General features: G+C 51.4%; 20 protein-coding genes. 12 read left to right on the top strand and 8 right to left on the bottom strand.

Annotated features, from left to right (window positions below; genetic code table 11):
• The 7 genes from ftsQ to mutT all read left to right on the top strand — a co-directional run bounded on the left by ftsQ (window position 1) and on the right by mutT (window position 8,280).
• Window positions 1–831, top strand: coding sequence for a cell division protein FtsQ (gene ftsQ, locus BEA93_RS11415; protein WP_000075732.1), 831 nt, complete (start codon window positions 1–3; stop codon window positions 829–831).
• A complete protein-coding gene (gene ftsA, locus BEA93_RS11410) occupies window positions 828–2,090 on the top strand; it encodes a cell division protein FtsA (protein WP_000588474.1) in 1,263 nt (420 codons plus the stop codon). The genes ftsQ and ftsA overlap by 4 nt, the downstream gene beginning before the upstream one ends.
• 60 nt (window positions 2,091–2,150) lie before the next feature.
• A complete protein-coding gene (ftsZ, locus tag BEA93_RS11405) occupies window positions 2,151–3,302 on the top strand; it encodes a cell division protein FtsZ (RefSeq protein WP_000462777.1) in 1,152 nt (383 codons plus the stop codon).
• Between the two features lie 100 nt (window positions 3,303–3,402).
• Complete coding sequence (gene lpxC, locus BEA93_RS11400) at window positions 3,403–4,320, top strand: UDP-3-O-acyl-N-acetylglucosamine deacetylase (protein ID WP_000595484.1); 918 nt, start codon at window positions 3,403–3,405, stop codon at window positions 4,318–4,320.
• A gap of 230 nt (window positions 4,321–4,550) precedes the next feature.
• On the top strand, window positions 4,551–5,063 hold the full coding sequence (gene secM, locus BEA93_RS11395) for a secA translation cis-regulator SecM (protein ID WP_000014327.1): 513 nt from the start codon (window positions 4,551–4,553) through the stop codon (window positions 5,061–5,063).
• A 62-nt stretch (window positions 5,064–5,125) separates the two neighbouring features.
• The gene (gene secA / locus BEA93_RS11390) at window positions 5,126–7,831 is read left to right on the top strand and encodes a preprotein translocase subunit SecA (RefSeq protein WP_000905806.1); all 2,706 of its coding nucleotides are present in this window, start codon (window positions 5,126–5,128) and stop codon (window positions 7,829–7,831) included.
• A gap of 59 nt (window positions 7,832–7,890) precedes the next feature.
• Window positions 7,891–8,280, top strand: coding sequence for an 8-oxo-dGTP diphosphatase MutT (gene mutT, locus BEA93_RS11385; RefSeq protein ID WP_001517744.1), 390 nt, complete (start codon window positions 7,891–7,893; stop codon window positions 8,278–8,280).
• Between the two features lie 168 nt (window positions 8,281–8,448).
• Here the strand turns inward: mutT and yacG are convergent, their stop codons facing one another.
• From yacG to coaE, 3 genes are read right to left on the bottom strand one after another with little or no spacing between them, the layout of a single operon-like run.
• Window positions 8,449–8,643, bottom strand: a complete 195-nt coding sequence (yacG, locus tag BEA93_RS11380; RefSeq protein WP_000005032.1) for a DNA gyrase inhibitor YacG — start codon at window positions 8,641–8,643, stop codon at window positions 8,449–8,451.
• A 9-nt stretch (window positions 8,644–8,652) separates the two neighbouring features.
• The gene (zapD, locus tag BEA93_RS11375; RefSeq protein WP_001194740.1) at window positions 8,653–9,396 is read right to left on the bottom strand and encodes a cell division protein ZapD; all 744 of its coding nucleotides are present in this window, start codon (window positions 9,394–9,396) and stop codon (window positions 8,653–8,655) included.
• Window positions 9,396–10,016, bottom strand: a complete 621-nt coding sequence (coaE, locus tag BEA93_RS11370; protein WP_016249611.1) for a dephospho-CoA kinase — start codon at window positions 10,014–10,016, stop codon at window positions 9,396–9,398. Before coaE ends, zapD begins: the two co-directional genes overlap by 1 nt.
• 24 nt (window positions 10,017–10,040) lie before the next feature.
• Between coaE and BEA93_RS25450 the strand changes: the two genes are divergently transcribed.
• On the top strand, window positions 10,041–10,085 hold the full coding sequence (locus BEA93_RS25450; RefSeq protein WP_175419238.1) for a hypothetical protein: 45 nt from the start codon (window positions 10,041–10,043) through the stop codon (window positions 10,083–10,085).
• A 155-nt stretch (window positions 10,086–10,240) separates the two neighbouring features.
• On the top strand, window positions 10,241–11,284 hold the full coding sequence (gene guaC / locus BEA93_RS11365) for a GMP reductase (protein WP_105224680.1): 1,044 nt from the start codon (window positions 10,241–10,243) through the stop codon (window positions 11,282–11,284).
• Window positions 11,285–11,318: 34 nt separating this feature from the next.
• On the opposite strand, the gene hofC is transcribed toward guaC, so the two are convergent.
• The 4 genes from hofC to nadC form a co-directional block, all read right to left on the bottom strand.
• Complete coding sequence (gene hofC, locus BEA93_RS11360; protein ID WP_016262868.1) at window positions 11,319–12,521, bottom strand: protein transport protein HofC; 1,203 nt, start codon at window positions 12,519–12,521, stop codon at window positions 11,319–11,321.
• Window positions 12,511–13,896, bottom strand: coding sequence for a type II secretion system protein GspE (gspE, locus tag BEA93_RS11355; RefSeq protein WP_016262869.1), 1,386 nt, complete (start codon window positions 13,894–13,896; stop codon window positions 12,511–12,513). The genes hofC and gspE overlap by 11 nt, the downstream gene beginning before the upstream one ends.
• A 9-nt stretch (window positions 13,897–13,905) precedes the next feature.
• Entirely contained in the window at window positions 13,906–14,346 is a 441-nt protein-coding gene (gene ppdD / locus BEA93_RS11350; protein WP_000360899.1) for a prepilin peptidase-dependent pilin, read from the bottom strand.
• A 203-nt stretch (window positions 14,347–14,549) separates the two neighbouring features.
• On the bottom strand, window positions 14,550–15,443 hold the full coding sequence (gene nadC / locus BEA93_RS11345; RefSeq protein WP_001135155.1) for a carboxylating nicotinate-nucleotide diphosphorylase: 894 nt from the start codon (window positions 15,441–15,443) through the stop codon (window positions 14,550–14,552).
• An 87-nt stretch (window positions 15,444–15,530) separates the two neighbouring features.
• Between nadC and ampD the strand changes: the two genes are divergently transcribed.
• Window positions 15,531–16,082: a 1,6-anhydro-N-acetylmuramyl-L-alanine amidase AmpD gene (gene ampD, locus BEA93_RS11340; RefSeq protein WP_000923708.1), complete on the top strand. Its 552-nt coding sequence runs from the start codon at window positions 15,531–15,533 to the stop codon at window positions 16,080–16,082.
• Window positions 16,079–16,933, top strand: coding sequence for a beta-lactamase regulator AmpE (ampE, locus tag BEA93_RS11335; protein ID WP_000171988.1), 855 nt, complete (start codon window positions 16,079–16,081; stop codon window positions 16,931–16,933). The genes ampD and ampE overlap by 4 nt, the downstream gene beginning before the upstream one ends.
• A 42-nt stretch (window positions 16,934–16,975) precedes the next feature.
• Here the strand turns inward: ampE and aroP are convergent, their stop codons facing one another.
• Complete coding sequence (aroP, locus tag BEA93_RS11330; RefSeq protein ID WP_000969908.1) at window positions 16,976–18,349, bottom strand: aromatic amino acid transporter AroP; 1,374 nt, start codon at window positions 18,347–18,349, stop codon at window positions 16,976–16,978.
• 540 nt (window positions 18,350–18,889) lie between these two features.
• Between aroP and pdhR the strand changes: the two genes are divergently transcribed.
• Entirely contained in the window at window positions 18,890–19,654 is a 765-nt protein-coding gene (gene pdhR / locus BEA93_RS11325; RefSeq protein WP_000331776.1) for a pyruvate dehydrogenase complex transcriptional repressor PdhR, read from the top strand.
• Window positions 19,655–19,741 lie beyond the last annotated feature (87 nt).

Here is a 19,741-nt window from a genome sequence, read left to right as displayed (position 1 = left end):
ATGTCGCAGGCTGCTCTGAACACGCGAAACAGCGAGGAAGAGATTTCTTCTCGCCGCAATAATGGAACACGTCTGGCGGGGATCCTTTTCCTGCTGACGGTTTTAACGACAGTGTTGGTGAGTGGCTGGGTCGTGTTGGGCTGGATGGAAGATGCGCAACGCCTGCCGCTCTCAAAGCTGGTGTTGACCGGTGAACGGCATTACACGCGTAATGACGATATCCGGCAGTCGATCCTGGCGTTGGGTGAGCCGGGTACTTTTATGACCCAGGATGTCAACATCATCCAGACGCAAATAGAACAACGCCTGCCGTGGATTAAGCAGGTGAGCGTCAGAAAGCAGTGGCCTGATGAATTGAAGATTCATCTGGTTGAATATGTGCCGATTGCGCGGTGGAATGATCAACATATGGTAGACGCCGAAGGAAATACCTTCAGCGTGCCACCAGATCGCACCAGCAAGCAGGTGCTCCCGATGTTGTATGGCCCGGAAGGCAGCGCAAATGAAGTGTTGCAGGGCTATCGCGAAATGGGGCAGATGCTGGCAAAGGACAGATTTACTCTGAAGGAAGCGGCGATGACCGCGCGGCGTTCCTGGCAGTTGACGCTGAATAACGATATTAAGCTCAACCTTGGCCGGGGCGATACGATGAAACGTTTGGCTCGCTTTGTAGAACTTTATCCGGTTTTACAGCAGCAGGCGCAAACCGATGGCAAACGGATTAGCTACGTTGATTTGCGTTATGACTCTGGTGCGGCAGTAGGCTGGGCGCCCTTGCCGCCAGAGGAATCTACTCAGCAACAAAATCAGGCACAGGCAGAACAACAATGATCAAGGCGACGGACAGAAAACTGGTAGTAGGACTGGAGATTGGTACCGCGAAGGTTGCCGCTTTAGTAGGGGAAGTTCTGCCCGACGGTATGGTCAATATCATTGGTGTGGGCAGTTGCCCGTCACGTGGTATGGATAAAGGCGGGGTTAACGACCTCGAATCCGTGGTCAAATGCGTACAACGCGCTATTGACCAGGCAGAATTGATGGCAGATTGTCAGATCTCTTCAGTATATCTGGCGCTTTCTGGTAAGCACATCAGTTGTCAGAATGAAATAGGTATGGTGCCCATTTCTGAAGAAGAAGTGACGCAAGAAGATGTGGAAAACGTCGTCCATACCGCGAAATCGGTGCGCGTGCGTGATGAACATCGTGTGTTGCACGTGATCCCGCAAGAGTACGCGATTGACTATCAGGAAGGGATCAAGAACCCGGTGGGGCTTTCCGGCGTGCGAATGCAGGCAAAAGTGCACCTGATCACATGTCACAATGATATGGCGAAAAACATTGTTAAAGCGGTTGAACGTTGTGGCCTGAAAGTTGACCAACTGATATTTGCCGGACTGGCATCAAGTTATTCGGTATTGACGGAAGACGAACGTGAATTGGGAGTCTGCGTCGTCGATATCGGTGGTGGTACAATGGATATCGCCGTTTATACCGGTGGGGCATTGCGCCACACCAAGGTAATTCCTTATGCTGGCAATGTGGTGACCAGTGATATCGCCTATGCCTTTGGCACGCCGCCAAGCGACGCCGAAGCGATTAAAGTTCGCCATGGCTGCGCGTTAGGCTCCATCGTTGGTAAAGATGAGAGTGTGGAAGTGCCGAGCGTAGGTGGGCGACCACCGCGTAGTCTGCAACGTCAGACGCTGGCGGAGGTGATTGAGCCACGGTATACCGAGCTGCTCAATCTGGTCAACGAAGAGATATTGCAGTTGCAGGAAAAGCTTCGCCAACAAGGTGTGAAACATCACCTGGCGGCGGGCATTGTATTAACCGGTGGCGCGGCGCAGATCGAAGGTCTTGCCGCCTGCGCTCAGCGAGTGTTTCATACGCAGGTGCGTATTGGCGCGCCGCTGAATATCACTGGTTTAACTGATTATGCTCAGGAGCCGTATTACTCGACGGCTGTGGGATTGCTTCACTACGGGAAAGAGTCACATCTTAACGGTGAAGCGGAAGTAGAAAAACGTGTTACAGCATCAGTTGGCTCGTGGATCAAGCGACTCAATAGTTGGCTGCGAAAAGAGTTTTAATTTTTATGAGGTCGACGGTGATTACGGCCTCAGGCGACAGGCACATATCGGAGAGAAACTATGTTTGAACCAATGGAACTTACCAACGACGCGGTGATTAAAGTCATCGGCGTCGGCGGCGGCGGCGGTAATGCTGTTGAGCACATGGTGCGTGAGCGCATTGAAGGTGTTGAATTCTTCGCGGTAAATACCGATGCACAGGCGCTGCGTAAAACAGCGGTTGGGCAGACGATTCAGATCGGTAGTGGTATAACCAAAGGACTGGGAGCTGGCGCTAATCCAGAAGTTGGCCGTAATGCGGCTGATGAGGATCGCGATGCACTGCGTGCGGCGCTGGAAGGTGCAGACATGGTATTTATTGCAGCAGGTATGGGGGGCGGTACTGGTACAGGTGCTGCGCCGGTCGTTGCTGAAGTTGCAAAAGATTTAGGGATCCTGACCGTTGCTGTCGTGACTAAGCCTTTCAACTTTGAAGGCAAGAAGCGTATGGCCTTCGCGGAGCAGGGGATCACTGAATTGTCCAAGCATGTGGACTCACTGATTACCATCCCGAACGATAAACTGCTGAAGGTGCTCGGTCGCGGTATTTCCCTGCTTGATGCGTTTGGCGCAGCGAATGATGTGCTGAAAGGTGCTGTTCAGGGTATCGCTGAACTGATTACTCGTCCGGGTCTGATGAACGTCGACTTTGCAGACGTTCGTACCGTGATGTCTGAAATGGGCTACGCGATGATGGGTTCTGGTGTGGCAAGCGGCGAAGACCGTGCGGAAGAAGCGGCTGAAATGGCTATCTCTTCTCCGCTGCTGGAAGACATCGACCTGTCTGGCGCGCGCGGCGTGCTGGTTAACATCACGGCGGGCTTCGACCTGCGTCTGGATGAATTCGAAACCGTAGGTAACACCATCCGTGCATTTGCTTCGGATAACGCGACTGTGGTTATCGGTACATCTCTTGACCCGGATATGAACGATGAACTGCGTGTAACCGTGGTTGCAACAGGCATCGGCATGGACAAACGTCCTGAAATCACTCTCGTGACCAATAAACAAGTTCAGCAGCCGGTGATGGATCGTTACCAACAGCACGGTATGGCACCGCTGACTCAGGAACAGAAACCGGTCGCTAAAGTGGTGAACGACAATACGCCGCAAACCGCGAAAGAACCTGATTATCTGGATATCCCTGCATTCTTGCGTAAGCAAGCTGACTAAGAATAAGCTGGAATTTGGGTTACGAGGCTCTTTGTGCTAAACTGGCCTGCCGAATGTATAGTACACTTCGGTTGGATAGATAATTTGGCGAGATAATACGATGATCAAACAAAGGACACTTAAACGTATCGTTCAGGCGACGGGTGTCGGTTTACATACCGGCAAGAAAGTCACCCTGACGTTACGCCCTGCGCCGGCCAACACCGGGGTCATCTATCGTCGCACCGACTTGAATCCACCGGTAGATTTCCCGGCCGATGCCAAATCTGTGCGTGATACCATGCTCTGTACGTGTCTGGTCAACGAGCATGATGTACGGATTTCAACCGTTGAGCACTTGAACGCTGCGCTCGCGGGCTTAGGCATCGATAACATCGTTATCGAAGTTAACGCACCGGAAATCCCGATTATGGACGGCAGCGCTGCTCCGTTTGTTTACCTGCTGCTTGATGCTGGTATCGACGAACTCAACTGCGCCAAGAAATTTGTTCGCATCAAAGAGACTGTTCGTGTCGAAGATGGCGATAAGTGGGCTGAATTTAAGCCATATAATGGTTTTTCGCTGGATTTCACCATCGATTTCAACCATCCGGCTATCGATTCCAGCAATCAACGCTATGCGATGAACTTCTCTGCTGATGCGTTTATGCGTCAGATCAGCCGTGCGCGTACATTCGGTTTCATGCGCGATATTGAATATCTGCAGTCTCGTGGTTTGTGCCTGGGCGGCAGCTTCGATTGTGCCATCGTTGTTGACGATTATCGCGTACTGAACGAAGACGGTTTGCGTTTTGAAGACGAATTTGTGCGTCACAAAATGCTTGACGCGATCGGTGACTTGTTCATGTGTGGTCACAATATTATTGGTGCATTTACCGCCTATAAATCCGGTCATGCACTGAATAACAAACTGTTGCAGGCTGTCCTGGCAAAACAGGAAGCCTGGGAATATGTGACCTTCCAGGACGACGCAGAACTGCCGTTGGCCTTCAAAGCGCCTTCGACGGTACTGGCATAACGACATTTATACTGTCGTATAAAATTCGACTGGCAAATCTGGCACTCTCTCCGGCCAGGTGAACCAGTCGTTTTTTTTGAGTTGTTATCAGGGCCGTAAGAAACGGTGCGAACGCTGTTTTCTTAAACACTTTTACGCACAACTTATCTTCATTCCTGCTGTGGACTTCGGCCTTTAATGATAAGATTTGTGCGCTAAAAACGTTTGAATACGATTGGGATGGCAATAACGTGAGTGGAATACTGACGCGCTGGCGACAGTTTGGTAAACGCTACTTCTGGCCGCATCTCTTATTAGGGATGGTCGCGGCGAGTTTAGGTTTGCCTGCGCTCAGCAACGCCGCCGAACCAAATGCGCCCGCAAAAGCGACAACCCGCAACCACGAGCCTTCCGCCAAAGTTAACTTTAGTCAGTTGGCCTTGTTGGAAGCGAATACGCGCCGCCCAAACTCGAACTATTCCGTTGATTACTGGCATCAACACGCAATTCGCACGGTAATCCGTCATCTTTCCTTCGCAATGGCACCGCAAACGCTGCCCGTTGCTGAAGAGTCTTTACCGTTTCAGGCGCAACATCTTGCTTTACTGGATACGCTCAGCGCGCTGCTGACCCAGGAAGGCACGCCGCCTGAAAATGGTTATCGCATTGATTATGCGCATTTTACTCCGCAAGCAGCATTCAGCACGCCCGTCTGGATCAGCCAGGCGCAAGGTATCCGTGCTGGCCCTCAACGCCTTAGCTAATAACGACAAAACCTTTATTTCATTTTATTAACTCCGCACTGCGGGGCGTTTGAGATTTTATTATGCTAATCAAATTATTAACAAAAGTTTTCGGTAGCCGTAACGACCGCACCCTGCGCCGGATGCGCAAAGTCGTCAACCTCATCAATGCCATGGAACCGGAGATGGAAAAACTCTCCGACGAAGAACTGAAGGGAAAAACTGCAGAGTTTCGCGCACGTCTGGAAAAAGGCGAAGTGCTGGAAAACCTGATCCCGGAAGCCTTTGCCGTTGTGCGTGAAGCAAGTAAGCGTGTCTTTGGGATGCGTCACTTCGACGTTCAGTTGCTCGGCGGCATGGTTCTTAATGAACGCTGTATCGCGGAAATGCGTACTGGTGAAGGTAAAACACTGACCGCAACGCTGCCTGCTTACCTGAACGCATTAACCGGTAAGGGCGTGCACGTTGTTACCGTCAACGATTACCTGGCGCAGCGTGACGCCGAAAACAACCGTCCGCTGTTTGAATTCCTCGGTATGACCGTCGGCATCAACCTACCGGGCATGCCTGCGCCAGCGAAACGTGAAGCCTATGCGGCCGACATTACTTACGGTACTAACAACGAGTACGGTTTCGACTACCTGCGCGACAACATGGCGTTCAGCCCAGAAGAGCGTGTACAGCGTAAACTGCACTATGCGCTGGTGGACGAAGTGGACTCCATCCTGATCGATGAAGCGCGTACACCGCTGATCATTTCTGGTCCGGCAGAAGACAGTTCGGAAATGTATAAGCGCGTCAACAAAATCATTCCACACCTGATCCGCCAGGAAAAAGAAGACTCTGAAACCTTCCAGGGCGAAGGTCACTTCTCGGTTGATGAAAAATCTCGTCAGGTGAACCTGACCGAACGTGGTTTGGTGCTGATTGAAGAGCTGTTGGTGAAAGAAGGGATCATGGCCGAAGGCGAGTCGTTGTATTCTCCGGCTAATATCATGCTGATGCACCACGTAACGGCGGCGCTGCGTGCCCACGCGCTATTTACCCGCGACGTCGATTACATCGTTAAAGATGGTGAAGTTATCATCGTTGACGAACATACCGGTCGTACCATGCAAGGGCGTCGCTGGTCCGATGGCCTGCACCAGGCTGTGGAAGCGAAAGAAGGTGTGCAGATCCAGAACGAAAACCAGACGCTGGCTTCTATCACCTTCCAGAACTACTTCCGTTTGTATGAAAAACTGGCGGGGATGACCGGTACGGCTGATACCGAAGCATTCGAATTTAGCTCAATCTACAAGCTGGATACCGTCGTCGTTCCGACTAACCGTCCGATGATTCGTAAAGATCTGCCGGATCTGGTCTACATGACCGAAGCGGAAAAAATCCAGGCGATCATTGAAGATATCAAAGAGCGTACCGCGAAAGGCCAGCCGGTGCTGGTTGGTACTATCTCCATCGAAAAATCAGAACTGGTATCAAACGAGCTAACCAAAGCGGGTATCAAGCATAACGTTCTGAACGCCAAATTCCACGCCAACGAAGCTGCGATTGTTGCCCAGGCGGGTTATCCGGCGGCTGTGACTATCGCGACCAACATGGCGGGTCGTGGTACTGACATTGTGCTCGGCGGTAGCTGGCAGGCAGAAGTTGCCGCGCTGGAAAACCCGACCGCAGAGCAAATTGAAAAAATTAAAGCTGACTGGCAGGTACGCCACGACGCGGTTCTGGCAGCAGGTGGTTTGCATATCATCGGTACAGAACGTCACGAATCTCGTCGTATCGATAACCAGTTGCGTGGCCGTTCGGGTCGCCAGGGCGATGCCGGTTCTTCCCGTTTCTACCTGTCGATGGAAGATGCGCTGATGCGTATTTTTGCCTCCGACCGTGTTTCCGGCATGATGCGTAAACTGGGTATGAAACCTGGAGAAGCGATTGAACACCCTTGGGTAACCAAAGCAATTGCCAACGCCCAGCGTAAAGTTGAAAGCCGTAACTTCGACATTCGTAAACAGTTGCTGGAATACGATGACGTAGCTAACGATCAGCGTCGCGCCATTTACTCCCAGCGTAACGAACTGCTGGATGTCAGCGATGTGAGCGAAACCATCAACAGCATTCGTGAAGATGTGTTCAAAGCGACCATCGATGCCTACATTCCGCCACAATCACTGGAAGAAATGTGGGACATTCCTGGGCTGCAAGAGCGTCTGAAAAACGATTTCGATCTCGATATGCCGATTGCCGAGTGGCTGGACAAAGAGCCAGAGCTGCATGAAGAGACGCTGCGTGAGCGTATTCTGGCGCAGTCCATCGAAGTGTATCAGCGTAAAGAAGAAGTGGTTGGCGCCGAGATGATGCGTCACTTCGAGAAAGGTGTGATGTTGCAAACGCTGGACTCCCTGTGGAAAGAGCACCTGGCGGCGATGGATTACCTGCGTCAGGGGATCCACCTGCGTGGTTACGCGCAGAAAGATCCGAAGCAGGAATACAAACGTGAATCCTTCGCAATGTTTGCGGCGATGCTGGAATCATTGAAATATGAAGTGGTTAGCACGCTGAGCAAAGTTCAGGTTCGTATGCCGGAAGAAGTTGAAGAGCTGGAGCAACAGCGTCGTATGGAAGCCGAGCGTTTAGCGCAAATGCAGCAGCTTAGCCATCAGGATGACGACTCTGCAGCCGCAGCGGCGCTGGCTGCACAAACCGGCGAGCGTAAAGTTGGGCGTAACGATCCTTGCCCGTGCGGTTCCGGTAAAAAATACAAGCAGTGCCATGGTCGCCTGCAATAAAAGCTAATCAATAAGACAAAAGGCGCAGAAATCTGCGCCTTTTTTATAGGTTTAAGACAATGAAAAAACTGCAAATTGCGGTAGGTATTATTCGCAACGAGAACCACGAAATCTTTATAACCCGCCGTGCCGCAGATGCGCACATGGCGAATAAGTTGGAGTTTCCTGGCGGTAAAATTGAAGCGGGCGAAACGCCAGAACAGGCTGTGGTGCGGGAGCTTCAGGAAGAAGTCGGGATTACGCCACAACGTTTTTCGCTGTTTGAAAAGCTGGAATATCAGTTCCCTGACAGGCATATCACACTGTGGTTCTGGCTGGTCGAAGGCTGGGAAGGGGAACCGTGGGGAAAAGAAGGGCAACCTGGTGAGTGGATGGCGCTGGCCAGCCTCAATGCAGAAGATTTTCCGCCAGCCAATGAACCGGTAATTGCGAAGCTTAAGCGCCTGTAGGTCAAATAAGGCGTTCACGCCGCATCCGACATTTGCCCTGATGCCTGATGCGACGCAGGCGCGTCTTATCAGGCCTGCGGGATTTTGTAATCCGTTGATATGCAAGATCTTGCAGGTCGGATAAGGCGTTTACACCGCATCCGACAATGCCTCACCTCTTACACCCAATTACTTCAGCTCTTCGCTCCAGTCATCGCTTTCGGACAGATCGCCGCTGCTGGGGATGCGTTTTTCTTCAGCAGCCCATTCTCCGAGGTCGATCAACTGACAACGTTTGCAACAAAATGGCCGAAACGGGCTGATTTCACCCCATACCACCGTTTTCCCGCAAGTTGGGCAGTTCACCGTAATAGTTTCTGACATCGTAACTCCTTAGCAGCACGCCAGTTCAAAATCCAGGCGCTCTGGCACCAGACCATTTTCACTGTCCAGCGGCATAAAACGAATCGCAAAACGACTCTTATGACCGGAAATTTGCGGATAAAGCTGTGAATCAAGGGCCAGATTCAGCCGTAGAAGATCAGCGTCTTCGCCATTATCCTGATAGAAACCGTTCAGACTGGTTTGTTTGCGAAACGGTGCCGACTGGCGAATTAAATCTAACACCATGGTAAGTGCCTGGGTGAGCGGATTCAGGCTGGCAATCCAGGTTTCTACCTGGCTGTCGCGCTGCGCCTGGGGTAAATGCAGCCAGATATGCAAAGTTGGCAAATCAAAGCTACAACAACCGCCGGGTATGCTCAGACGCTGGCGCACTAAAGCAATCAGACGATCTTCACGCAGAAATTGCCCGATACGCGGTGCGGAAATCAGCACGCTGCCCGCCGCTTTTAACTGCTGAATTAATGCTTCAATACGGCTCTGGTCCACGCCTGGCACGTCAATCCAGGTCTGGAGTTTACGCTGCTGGCGGTCAAGCTCTTTCAACAATTCGGTGCGTACTTCCCCACGCTCGAAAACATCCAACAAGTCACTGACATTACGGAAGAAATGCAGAGCGCCAGCGTAGTCAACGATGGGTAAATTTACAGTGAGTTGCTGAATCAAAAACTCAATGCGTAGCCATGTACGCATTTTTTCATTTAGTGGATGTTCAAAAAGGACCTGGGTCTGCATTAAGGTTTTTCCTGTGAGACAAACTGCGACGCAAGCTGCAAGTAATTTGCGTGCAGGCGGGCAACATCCGATGCAATAGCATCCGGTGCGCCGTTATTATCAATGACGTCATCTGCCACGGCAAGGCGGGCTTCGCGCGTTGCCTGGGCAGCAAGAATTTGTTCGACATGTTCGCGAGTAACATCATCGCGCTGCATGGTGCGCTTAAGTTGCGTTTCTGGGCTGACATCCACCACCAGCACACGATTCGCTTTTTTATACAGCGAGTTTTCTACCAGCAATGGCACAACCCAAAGTACATAGGGGGAAGTTGCTTGCTGGAACTGACGTTGCGTCTCCTGCTGAATCAACGGATGTAGCAGGGCATTAAGCCAGTTTTTCTCTTCCGGGTTGGCGAAGATCCGCTCGCGTAAGGCCCGGCGCTGCAATGTTCCATCAGCAGCAATCATATCAGCGCCGAAATGTTCAGCAATGGCACGCAGTGCAGGTCTACCCGGTTCAACTACCTGACGCGCAATAATATCGGCATCAATGACGTTAATTCCGAGGTCAGCAAACGCATTTGCAACGGTACTCTTGCCACTGCCAATGCCACCCGTTAAGGCAACCGTATACCTCATATTTTATATTCCCGGGAATTCATCATGATTATCAAAACATTAAAAATGAGCACGCGAAAGCGGGATTAATGAAACGTTCGCCCATTATTTACCAGGTAAATTTATGGGATTGTAGCGTAAAAAAAGACAATTTCGCAGTCTTGCGCCACATAGATTAGTGCGTATGATAGCGTCACTGGAGTTGTGCTCTTACCCTTATAGCCATTAACCCCAGGAATCCGCACATGCGTATTGAAGAAGATCTGAAGTTAGGTTTTAAAGACGTTCTCATCCGTCCTAAACGCTCCACTCTTAAAAGCCGTTCCGATGTTGAACTGGAACGTCAATTCACCTTCAAACATTCAGGTCAGAGCTGGTCCGGCGTGCCGATTATCGCCGCAAATATGGATACCGTAGGCACTTTTACCATGGCTACGGCATTGGCTTCTTTCGATATTCTGACTGCTGTACATAAACATTACTCTGTTGACGAGTGGCAAGCGTTTATCAACAATTCTTCCGCTGATGTGCTGAAACATGTGATGGTTTCTACCGGCACGTCAGATGCGGATTTCGAAAAAACTAAACGGATTCTCGACCTGAACCCGGCATTAAACTTCGTTTGTATTGACGTGGCGAATGGTTATTCCGAGCACTTCGTACAGTTCGTTGCGAAAGCGCGTGAAGCGTGGCCGACCAAAACCATTTGTGCTGGCAACGTAGTGACAGGTGAAATGTGTGAGGAGCTTATCCTCTCCGGTGCCGATATCGTTAAAGTTGGCATTGGCCCAGGTTCTGTTTGTACGACTCGCGTCAAGACGGGCGTCGGTTACCCGCAGCTTTCTGCAGTAATCGAATGTGCTGATGCCGCGCACGGTCTGGGCGGGATGATCGTCAGCGATGGCGGTTGCACCACGCCGGGCGATGTAGCTAAAGCCTTTGGTGGCGGTGCTGATTTCGTGATGCTCGGCGGTATGCTGGCGGGGCACGAAGAGAGCGGCGGTCGTATCGTCGAAGAGAACGGCGAAAAATTTATGTTGTTCTACGGTATGAGCTCCGAGTCTGCGATGAAACGTCACGTTGGCGGCGTTGCAGAATATCGTGCAGCGGAAGGTAAAACCGTTAAGCTGCCGCTGCGTGGCCCTGTTGAAAACACCGCGCGTGATATTTTGGGTGGCCTGCGTTCAGCTTGTACATATGTTGGGGCTTCTCGCCTGAAAGAACTGACCAAGCGCACCACGTTTATCCGCGTACTGGAACAAGAAAACCGCATCTTCAATAACCTGTAATCTCCCAATGCTGGCGTGGATCACTGCGCCAGCGTTATCCCATCCCACTCATCGCGTCGCCCAGATGGAAAATTGGCAAATACATTGCCACCACCAGCGTGCCGATAATTCCTCCGGTAATGACCAGTAAGGCCGGTTCCAGTAAAGCAGCAAGATTATCTGCCAGCGCCAACGTGTTATCCCGATGATGGTGGGCGAGATTCTCCAGCATGAGATCCAGCGACCCGGATGCTTCTCCCGTTCTCACTAACTGCAAACAGAGTGGGCTAAACTCACCGGCATTTTTTAACGCCAGCCAGATGGGCTGACCGTTGCTGATATCGTGCTGGATTTGTGTCAGAAGTTGTGCCCAGTACGGGCAGCCCATTGTCTCTTTGACGCTCTCTACCCCTTGCAAAAAAGTAATACCTGCACTTTGTGTCAGCGCCAGAATCGTAAAGATCTGCGTGAGCTTTTGTCCCCGCATTAGTGAACCCATAATTGGGATGCGTAACAGCGATTTCTGCCTCACGATAAGCCAGGTCGGGCGGCGCATCAGCAACTTATTGGCTATTGCCAGCAGTAAGCCGAACAACAGCAGCAGCCAGCCCCACTCACCGCTGAAATCTGCCAACGTCATGATCCCCTGTGTAAGTGTCGGTAGCGGGGTGTTAAAGGTTTTATAGATAGCGGCAAACTCGGGCAGAACAAAATGCAGCATTGCTACAACTACCGTTATCGCCATCACTAAAATGATAATGGGATAACGCAATGCTGATTTCACTTTGTCGGCTAACTGGCGCTGGGCTTTTTGCTGACGAGCCAGTTCAAAGCAGCATTCATCCAGCTTACCGGTCAGTTCACCTGTGCGGATCATCGCCTGATAAAGCGGCGGAAAAACCTCTGACCAGGGCAATAAGGCATTGGAAAAGGCAATACCCTGTTCGAGATCGTGTGCCAGCGATTGCAATAACGCCTGCCATTGCCTGCTCGGATGTTGCTCCGCCAATAGGGCTAATCCTTCCGAAAGGGTTAGTCCGGCTTTGAGTAATGTTGCCAGTTGATGAATGACTTCCGCGCTTTTGTCTGCGTGCCACTGGGCTGAATTAATAGATATCCGCTTCAGGTGCAGTGGGGTAACGGCTTGTTGCTGTAGTGCGATAAGTAGCAAAGAACGGCTCTCTGCCCACAGTACTCCATCTTGCGCATTGCCGTCGCCGGTTATGCCATGCCAGCGCCAGAGTTGCTTACTCGCCATGTGGCATCCCCAATACGCGGATTAACTCTTCAAAGGTGGTTAAACCTTGTTCCACGGCCAGGCAGCCGTTTTCAAAAAGCGTGTGCATTCCTGTTTGTCGGGCGTGCGCTTCCAGCGATTCAACGTCGGTATTAGCGGAAATGAGCTGGCGTATGACAGGTGTTATGGGCAGAACTTCAAATAAGGCCGTGCGGCCATAAAAACCGTGGTAGCAATGTTTACAACCAGGTGCTTGCCAGCGGGGCAACGACGATGACCATAAATTGCCTGGAAGGCGGATTGCTTCCCCTTGCTGCAGGCGACAATGCGGGCAAAGTTTGCGAACCAGACGTTGGGCTACCACCAGCGTGAGTGCTGATGAGAGCATCCAGCGGGCAACACCCATTTGCTGTAAACGCACCAGTGTTTCGCAGGTAGAGTTGGTGTGTAGCGTGGACAACACCAGGTGACCCGTTTGTGCGGCTTTAATGGCAATTTCTGCCGTTTCACCATCACGGATCTCTCCGATCATGATGACATCGGGATCCTGACGTAATAACGCACGCAAAACCCCCTGAAAGGTAAGACCAGCACGCGGATGGATTTGCGTCTGGTTAAGCCCTGCGATGGGGATCTCCACCGGATCTTCGACGCTGCAAATATTAATATCGGCGGTATTCAGCGTTTGCAGAGCGCTATAAAGTGTGACCGTTTTACCGCTACCGGTAGGACCGGTAACCAACACCAGCCCTTGTGGTTGCTGTAGGGCATGAGCAAAGTCCGCCAGTTGTAACTGCTGCATTCCCAGCGTGTTGACATCCAGCGCCTGGTCCACCTGCTGTAACAGCCGCAATACCACTTTTTCACCGCCCCGACATGGCAAGGTAGCAATGCGAAATGAGACTGTGTTATCCGCCAGTTCGACAGTGAATTGCCCATCCTGCGGCAGGCGATGTTCCGCAATATCCAGGCTTCCCAGCACTTTTAATCTGGCGGTTAATGCTATTCCGGCATCCAGTGGAACATCTGGTAAAGGATGCAACACGCCGTCGATGCGTAAGCGGATGCGGTAGCTATTGTCCGCTGGTTCGATATGAATATCAGAAGCGCGTTGTTCGAGTGCAGATTGTAACGTTTGAGTCAGCAATTCTGTTTTGGGCTGATATTTTTCCGGGGCTGCTACGGGCAACCTATGTTGTGACCGGCTGGCGTGGCCTTCCATCTGCTGGCGCGTCCAGCAGGTGATCTCAATGCGTTTGGTAGTAGCGAAATGCAAAGCGTCAAGTAACTCATGTGAGGGCGCATCGACCACCGCAACATGAACCACCTCTTCGCTGGCATCCAGCAAGACGCCCTGGTAACGCAGGCACAGAGCGGTGAGCTGTGAAATATTCATTGCCGCTCCTTAGTTGGCGTCATCAAAGCGGAAGACATCTTCGCAGGCTTGCTGCAACGCGCTGTCACTTTGAATATTGCAGTTGCGCGTCCAGCCGGTGACGCCGTTGGCGTTATCCCAACCTGGTGTCATGATGACGCTTAACCCATTGAGGCTCTCTTGTCCTGTCAGCGACACCACGCCTTTTGCCACACTCATAGCAGAGACATAGCGAGTGGTGGTGGGCGAGGGGATGCCGTTACTGCCGCCGTCGCAGGTATCTAATCCGCCATGCTCCAGTGCGCATAATTCTACGGCGGTGCGGTAAGGCACAAAGGTTTGCAGCATGTCGGTGAGCGCTGCTTTGCGCAGGTAGTTCTGATAAGCGGGAATACCAATGGCGCTTAAAATGGCAATAATGCCAATAACTACCATTAGTTCGATGAGTGTAAAGCCGCGTTGTTTGTCCATCTGTTTCGCTCCTTGATTTCGTTGGCGCTACTTTGGCAAACGCCATCGGCACAGGCGAGGGGCAAAAAACGAAACGGGAAGGCGGGTTCCGAGGTTTTTTATTATGTTGCAGTGAAAGACAAGATATTTGCGAGGCGTTACGAAGAAAGTTGGAGAAGGTAAGATTCATCCGCTCGCTACGGAGCGGATGAATCTGTCAGCAATTAGCGAAAACGCATTGAAAGGTCGAGTGCCTGTACGTGTTTGGTCAGTGCGCCGACAGAGATAAAGTCCACGCCTGTTTCGGCAAATTCGCGCAGAGTTTTGTCGGTGACGTTACCCGAAACTTCCAGCAGCGCCTTACCATTGGTACGTTTGACAGCTTCGCGCATTTGTTCTGTTTCGAAGTTATCCAGCATGATGATATCGGCACCTGCTTTCAGGGCTTCATCAAGTTCTTCCAGATCCTCGACTTCGACTTCTACTGGCGCATCCGGGTGCAGCCAGGACGCTTTTTCGACCGCCTGACGTACTGAGCCAGAGGCAATAATATGGTTTTCTTTAATCAGGAAGGCGTCAGAAAGTCCCAGGCGGTGATTCGCTCCGCCGCCGCAAAGTACCGCATATTTCAGAGCCGAACGCAGACCGGGCAAGGTTTTGCGAGTATCCAGCAACTGCGTGTTGGTGCCTTCCAGCAGTTTGACATAGTGGCGAACCTTACTGGCAACCCCAGAAAGGGTTTGTACAAAATTGAGCGCCGTACGTTCACCCGTTAACAGCACGCGGGAGGGGCCTTCAAGTTCGAAAAGGAGTTGATTGGCGTTGATGACATCACCGTCATCCACATGCCAGATAATGGTGACATCGTCACCAGCCAGTTGAATAAACACCTCTTCAACCCAGCGTTTGCCGCAAAATACGCCATTCTCGCGGGTGATCACTGTTGCATGAGAGCGAGAATTTTCCGGTAAAAGTTTTGCCGTAATATCATTGTTGGCATCGACTGTTCCGCCTAAATCTTCCCGCAGCGCCTGGGCCACCGCGCCGGGTATATCGAGATTAATGCGTTCCAGCAGCTCGTCACGTCGGGTGTCAGGGTTATAGCGGCGAGGCGGCATGTTAAAACTCCAGATAGCTAACGAATCATAAGGTAGAAACATGCTACTCTGAACCGGATATTAGCACCACATATAAGGAGATCCTGCATGTTGTTAGAACAGGGGTGGCTGACCGGCGCGCGCCGCGTTCCCTCGCCTCATTACGATTGTCGCCCGGATGACGAAGTTCCCACCCTGCTGGTGGTGCACAATATTAGCCTGCCGCCAGGTGAGTTTGGCGGCCCGTGGATCGACGCATTATTCACCGGAACTATTGATCCGCAGGCGCATCCCTTCTTTGCTGAGATAGCTCATTTGCGCGTTTCCGCTCACTGTTTGATTCGCCGTGATGGTGAAATTGTCCAGTATGTTCCTTTCGATAAACGCGCCTGGCACGCGGGTGTCTCTCAGTATCAAGGTCGTGAACGCTGTAATGATTTTTCTATTGGGATTGAGCTGGAAGGCACCGATACGCTGGCTTACACCGATGCGCAGTATCAGCAACTGGCGGCGGTCACTCGGGCGTTGATTGATCGCTATCCAGCTATTGCTAATAACATGACGGGGCATTGCGATATTGCGCCGGATCGTAAAACCGATCCTGGTCCTGCATTTGATTGGGCACGGTTTCGCGCGCTGGTCAGCAAGGAGACAACATGACGCTATTCACAACCTTACTGGTGTTAATTTTTGAGCGCCTGTTTAAGTTGGGCGAGCACTGGCAGCTTGATCACCGCCTTGAAGCGTTCTTTCGGCGGGTGAAACATTTTTCACTCGGGCGCACGTTAGGTATGACCATTATTGCGATGGGGGTGACTTTTTTGCTGTTGCGCGCGTTGCATGGGCTATTGTTCAACGTTCCGACGCTGCTGGTGTGGCTGCTGATTGGTTTGCTGTGTATTGGCGCAGGTAAAGTTCGTCTTCATTATCATGCTTATCTGGCAGCCGCTTCACGTAATGATAGCCATGCCCGTTCCACAATGGCTGGCGAACTCACTATGATTCACGGCGTCCCTGCAGGCTGCGATGAACGTGAATACTTGCGGGAACTGCAAAATGCACTGCTGTGGATTAACTTTCGTTTTTACCTGGCACCGCTGTTCTGGTTGATTGTGGGGGGAAGTTGGGGGCCAGTTACGCTGATGGGGTATGCGTTTTTGCGCGCATGGCAATACTGGCTGGCGCGTTACCAGACGCCGCATCATCGTTTACAGTCGGGGATTGATGCAGTGCTTCATGTCGCGGATTGGGTGCCGGTTCGCCTTGCGGGTGTGGTTTATGCCTTGATCGGCCACGGTGAGAAAGCGTTACCTGCCTGGTTTGCTTCGCTGGCCGATTTCCATACTTCGCAATATCAGGTGTTAACGCGTCTGGCGCAGTTCTCTCTGGCGCGTGAACCGCATGTCGATAAGGTGGAGACACCGAAAGCAGCAGTTTCAATGGCGAAGAAAACCTCGTTTGTGGTCGTGGTAGTGATTGCGCTACTGACGATTTACGGGACATTGGTGTAAAGATTGTTGCCCTCACCCAGACAGGGTGAGGGCGTAGAGAGATTAATGCGCTTTTACTGCTTTTGCGGTTTTCTCTTTAAACAGATAGCCGATGCCTAACACCACCAGCCATACCGGGATCAGGTAAACCGAAATCGCCATCCCCGGCGTCATCAGCATAATTACCAGTACCGCCGCCATAAACAGCAGGCAGATCCAGTTACCCAGCGGATAGAGCAGGGCAGGGAAGCGGGTAGCCACACCTTGTGCTTGTTTGGCACGACGGAATTTCATGTGCGCAAGACTTATCATCGCCCAGTTGATTACCAGAGCGGAAACCACCAGCGCCATTAACAGTCCGAATGCGGACTCTGGGGCAAGGTAGTTAATCAGTACGCACAATGCCGTAACCAGCGCAGATACCAGAATGGTGTTGACCGGTACGCCGCGTTTATCGACGGAAGCAAGCATTTTCGGTGCATTTCCCTGTTGTGCCAGACCAAACAGCATACGGCTGTTGCAGTAGACGCAACTGTTGTACACGGAAAGTGCCGCCGTCAACACCACGATATTCAGGGCGTTAGCCACAAAGGTGTCGCCCAGTTCATGGAAGATCAACACGAATGGACTGGTATCAGCGGTAACGCGCGTCCACGGCATCAGTGAGAGCAGGACGGCTAACGAACCAATGTAGAAAATCAGGATGCGGTAGATAACCTGATTGGTTGCTTTCGGGATGCTTTGCTCCGGGTTATCGGCCTCTGCGGCGGTGATCCCCACTAGCTCCAGACCACCAAACGAGAACATAATAATCGCCATCATCATCACCAGCCCGGTGAAGCCGTGCGGCAGGAATCCGCCCTGTTCCCAGAGGTTACGGACGGTCGCTTGCGGACCGCCGTTGCCACTGAACAGCAGCCAGCCGCCGAAGATGATCATCGCCACCACCGCGATAACTTTGATAATGGCAAACCAGAACTCCATCTCGCCAAACACTTTAACGTTGGTCAGGTTGATGGCGTTGATCACCACAAAGAACACGGCGGCAGAAGCCCAGGTTGGGATATCCGGATACCAGAACTGAATGTATTTGCCGACGGCAGTAAGCTCCGCCATGGCAACTAATACGTACAATACCCAGTAGTTCCAGCCTGAGGCGAAGCCAGCAAAGCTCCCCCAGTATTTATAAGCAAAGTGGCTGAAGGAGCCTGCTACCGGTTCTTCGACCACCATTTCACCTAGCTGACGCATGATCAGAAAGGCGATAAAACCAGCAATGGCGTAACCCAGAATGATCCCTGGCCCTGCGGACTGTATTACGGAGGCGCTTCCCAGGAATAGCCCGGTCCCTATCGCGCCACCCAGCGCGATAAGCTGAATATGGCGGTTTTTAAGGCCGCGCTTTAGCTGCTCGCCGTGCTGTTGACCTTCCATCATGAAACCTCGTGCGGTGATTGTTTTTTTGATCTACGCAGTGATGCGTGTGTAAGTTTGCAATTCCGTTTGTTGTATTAATTTGTTTACAACTTGGAAGTTTGAATTGTTACAAAAAGACTTCCGTCAGATCAAGAATAATGGTATGCGGCAGCGAATGCACCCGCTTTATGCATGGTTGAAGATGGGTTGTCTAAAAAGAAACCATTTGTAAAGACCAGTCTCAAACAATCCCACCCATAACAAAGAATATAAATTCATTTTTATTGAATTAAAAATCGAAAAATTGGTAAGTGAATCGGTTCAATTCGGATTTTTATAGTTTAATAATCGTTAAAAAAAACCTTGCTCACGTAAAACCTACATTTGTGCATAGTTACAATTTTGAAACGCTATATATGTCAAGTTGTTAAAATGTGCACAGTTTCATGATTTCAATCAAAACCTGTATAGACATAAGGTGAATACTTTGTTACTTTAGCGTCACAGACATGAAATTGGTAAGACCAATTGACTTCGGCAAGTGGCTTAAGACAGGAACTCATGGCCTACAGCAAAATCCGCCAACCAAAACTCTCCGATGTGATTGAGCAGCAACTGGAGTTTTTGATCCTCGAGGGCACCCTTCGCCCTGGTGAAAAACTCCCACCGGAACGCGAACTGGCGAAACAGTTCGACGTCTCCCGTCCCTCCTTGCGTGAGGCGATTCAACGTCTCGAAGCGAAGGGCTTGTTGCTTCGTCGCCAGGGTGGCGGCACTTTTGTCCAGAGCAGCCTCTGGCAAAGCTTCAGCGATCCGCTGGTGGAGCTGCTCTCCGACCATCCTGAATCACAATACGACTTGCTCGAAACACGACACGCCCTGGAAGGCATAGCCGCCTATTACGCCGCGTTGCGTAGTACCGATGAAGACAAGGAACGCATTCGTGAACTCCACCACGCCATAGAGCTGGCGCAGCAGTCTGGCGATCTGGACGCGGAATCAAACGCCGTACTCCAGTATCAGATTGCCGTCACCGAAGCGGCCCACAATGTGGTTTTGCTTCATCTGCTAAGGTGTATGGAGCCGATGTTGGCCCAGAATGTCCGTCAAAACTTCGAATTGCTCTATTCGCGTCGAGAGATGCTGCCGCTGGTGAGTAGTCACCGCACTCGCATATTCGAAGCAATTATGGCCGGTAAGCCAGAAGAAGCGCGCGAAGCATCGCATCGCCATCTGGCCTTTATCGAAGAAATCTTGCTCGACAGAAGCCGTGAGGAGAGCCGCCGTGAACGTTCTCTGCGCCGTCTGGAGCAACGAAAGAATTAGTGATTTTTCTGGTGAAAATTAGCCAGAAGATGTTGTAAATCAAGCGCATATAAAAGCGCAGCAACTAAACGTAGAACCTGTCTTATT

Origin of the sequence: Escherichia sp. MOD1-EC5950 (assembly GCF_002965345.1) — a bacterium.
Taxonomy (GTDB): domain Bacteria; phylum Pseudomonadota; class Gammaproteobacteria; order Enterobacterales; family Enterobacteriaceae; genus Escherichia; species Escherichia marmotae.
This window is presented reverse-complemented; position numbering and strand designations above follow the sequence as displayed.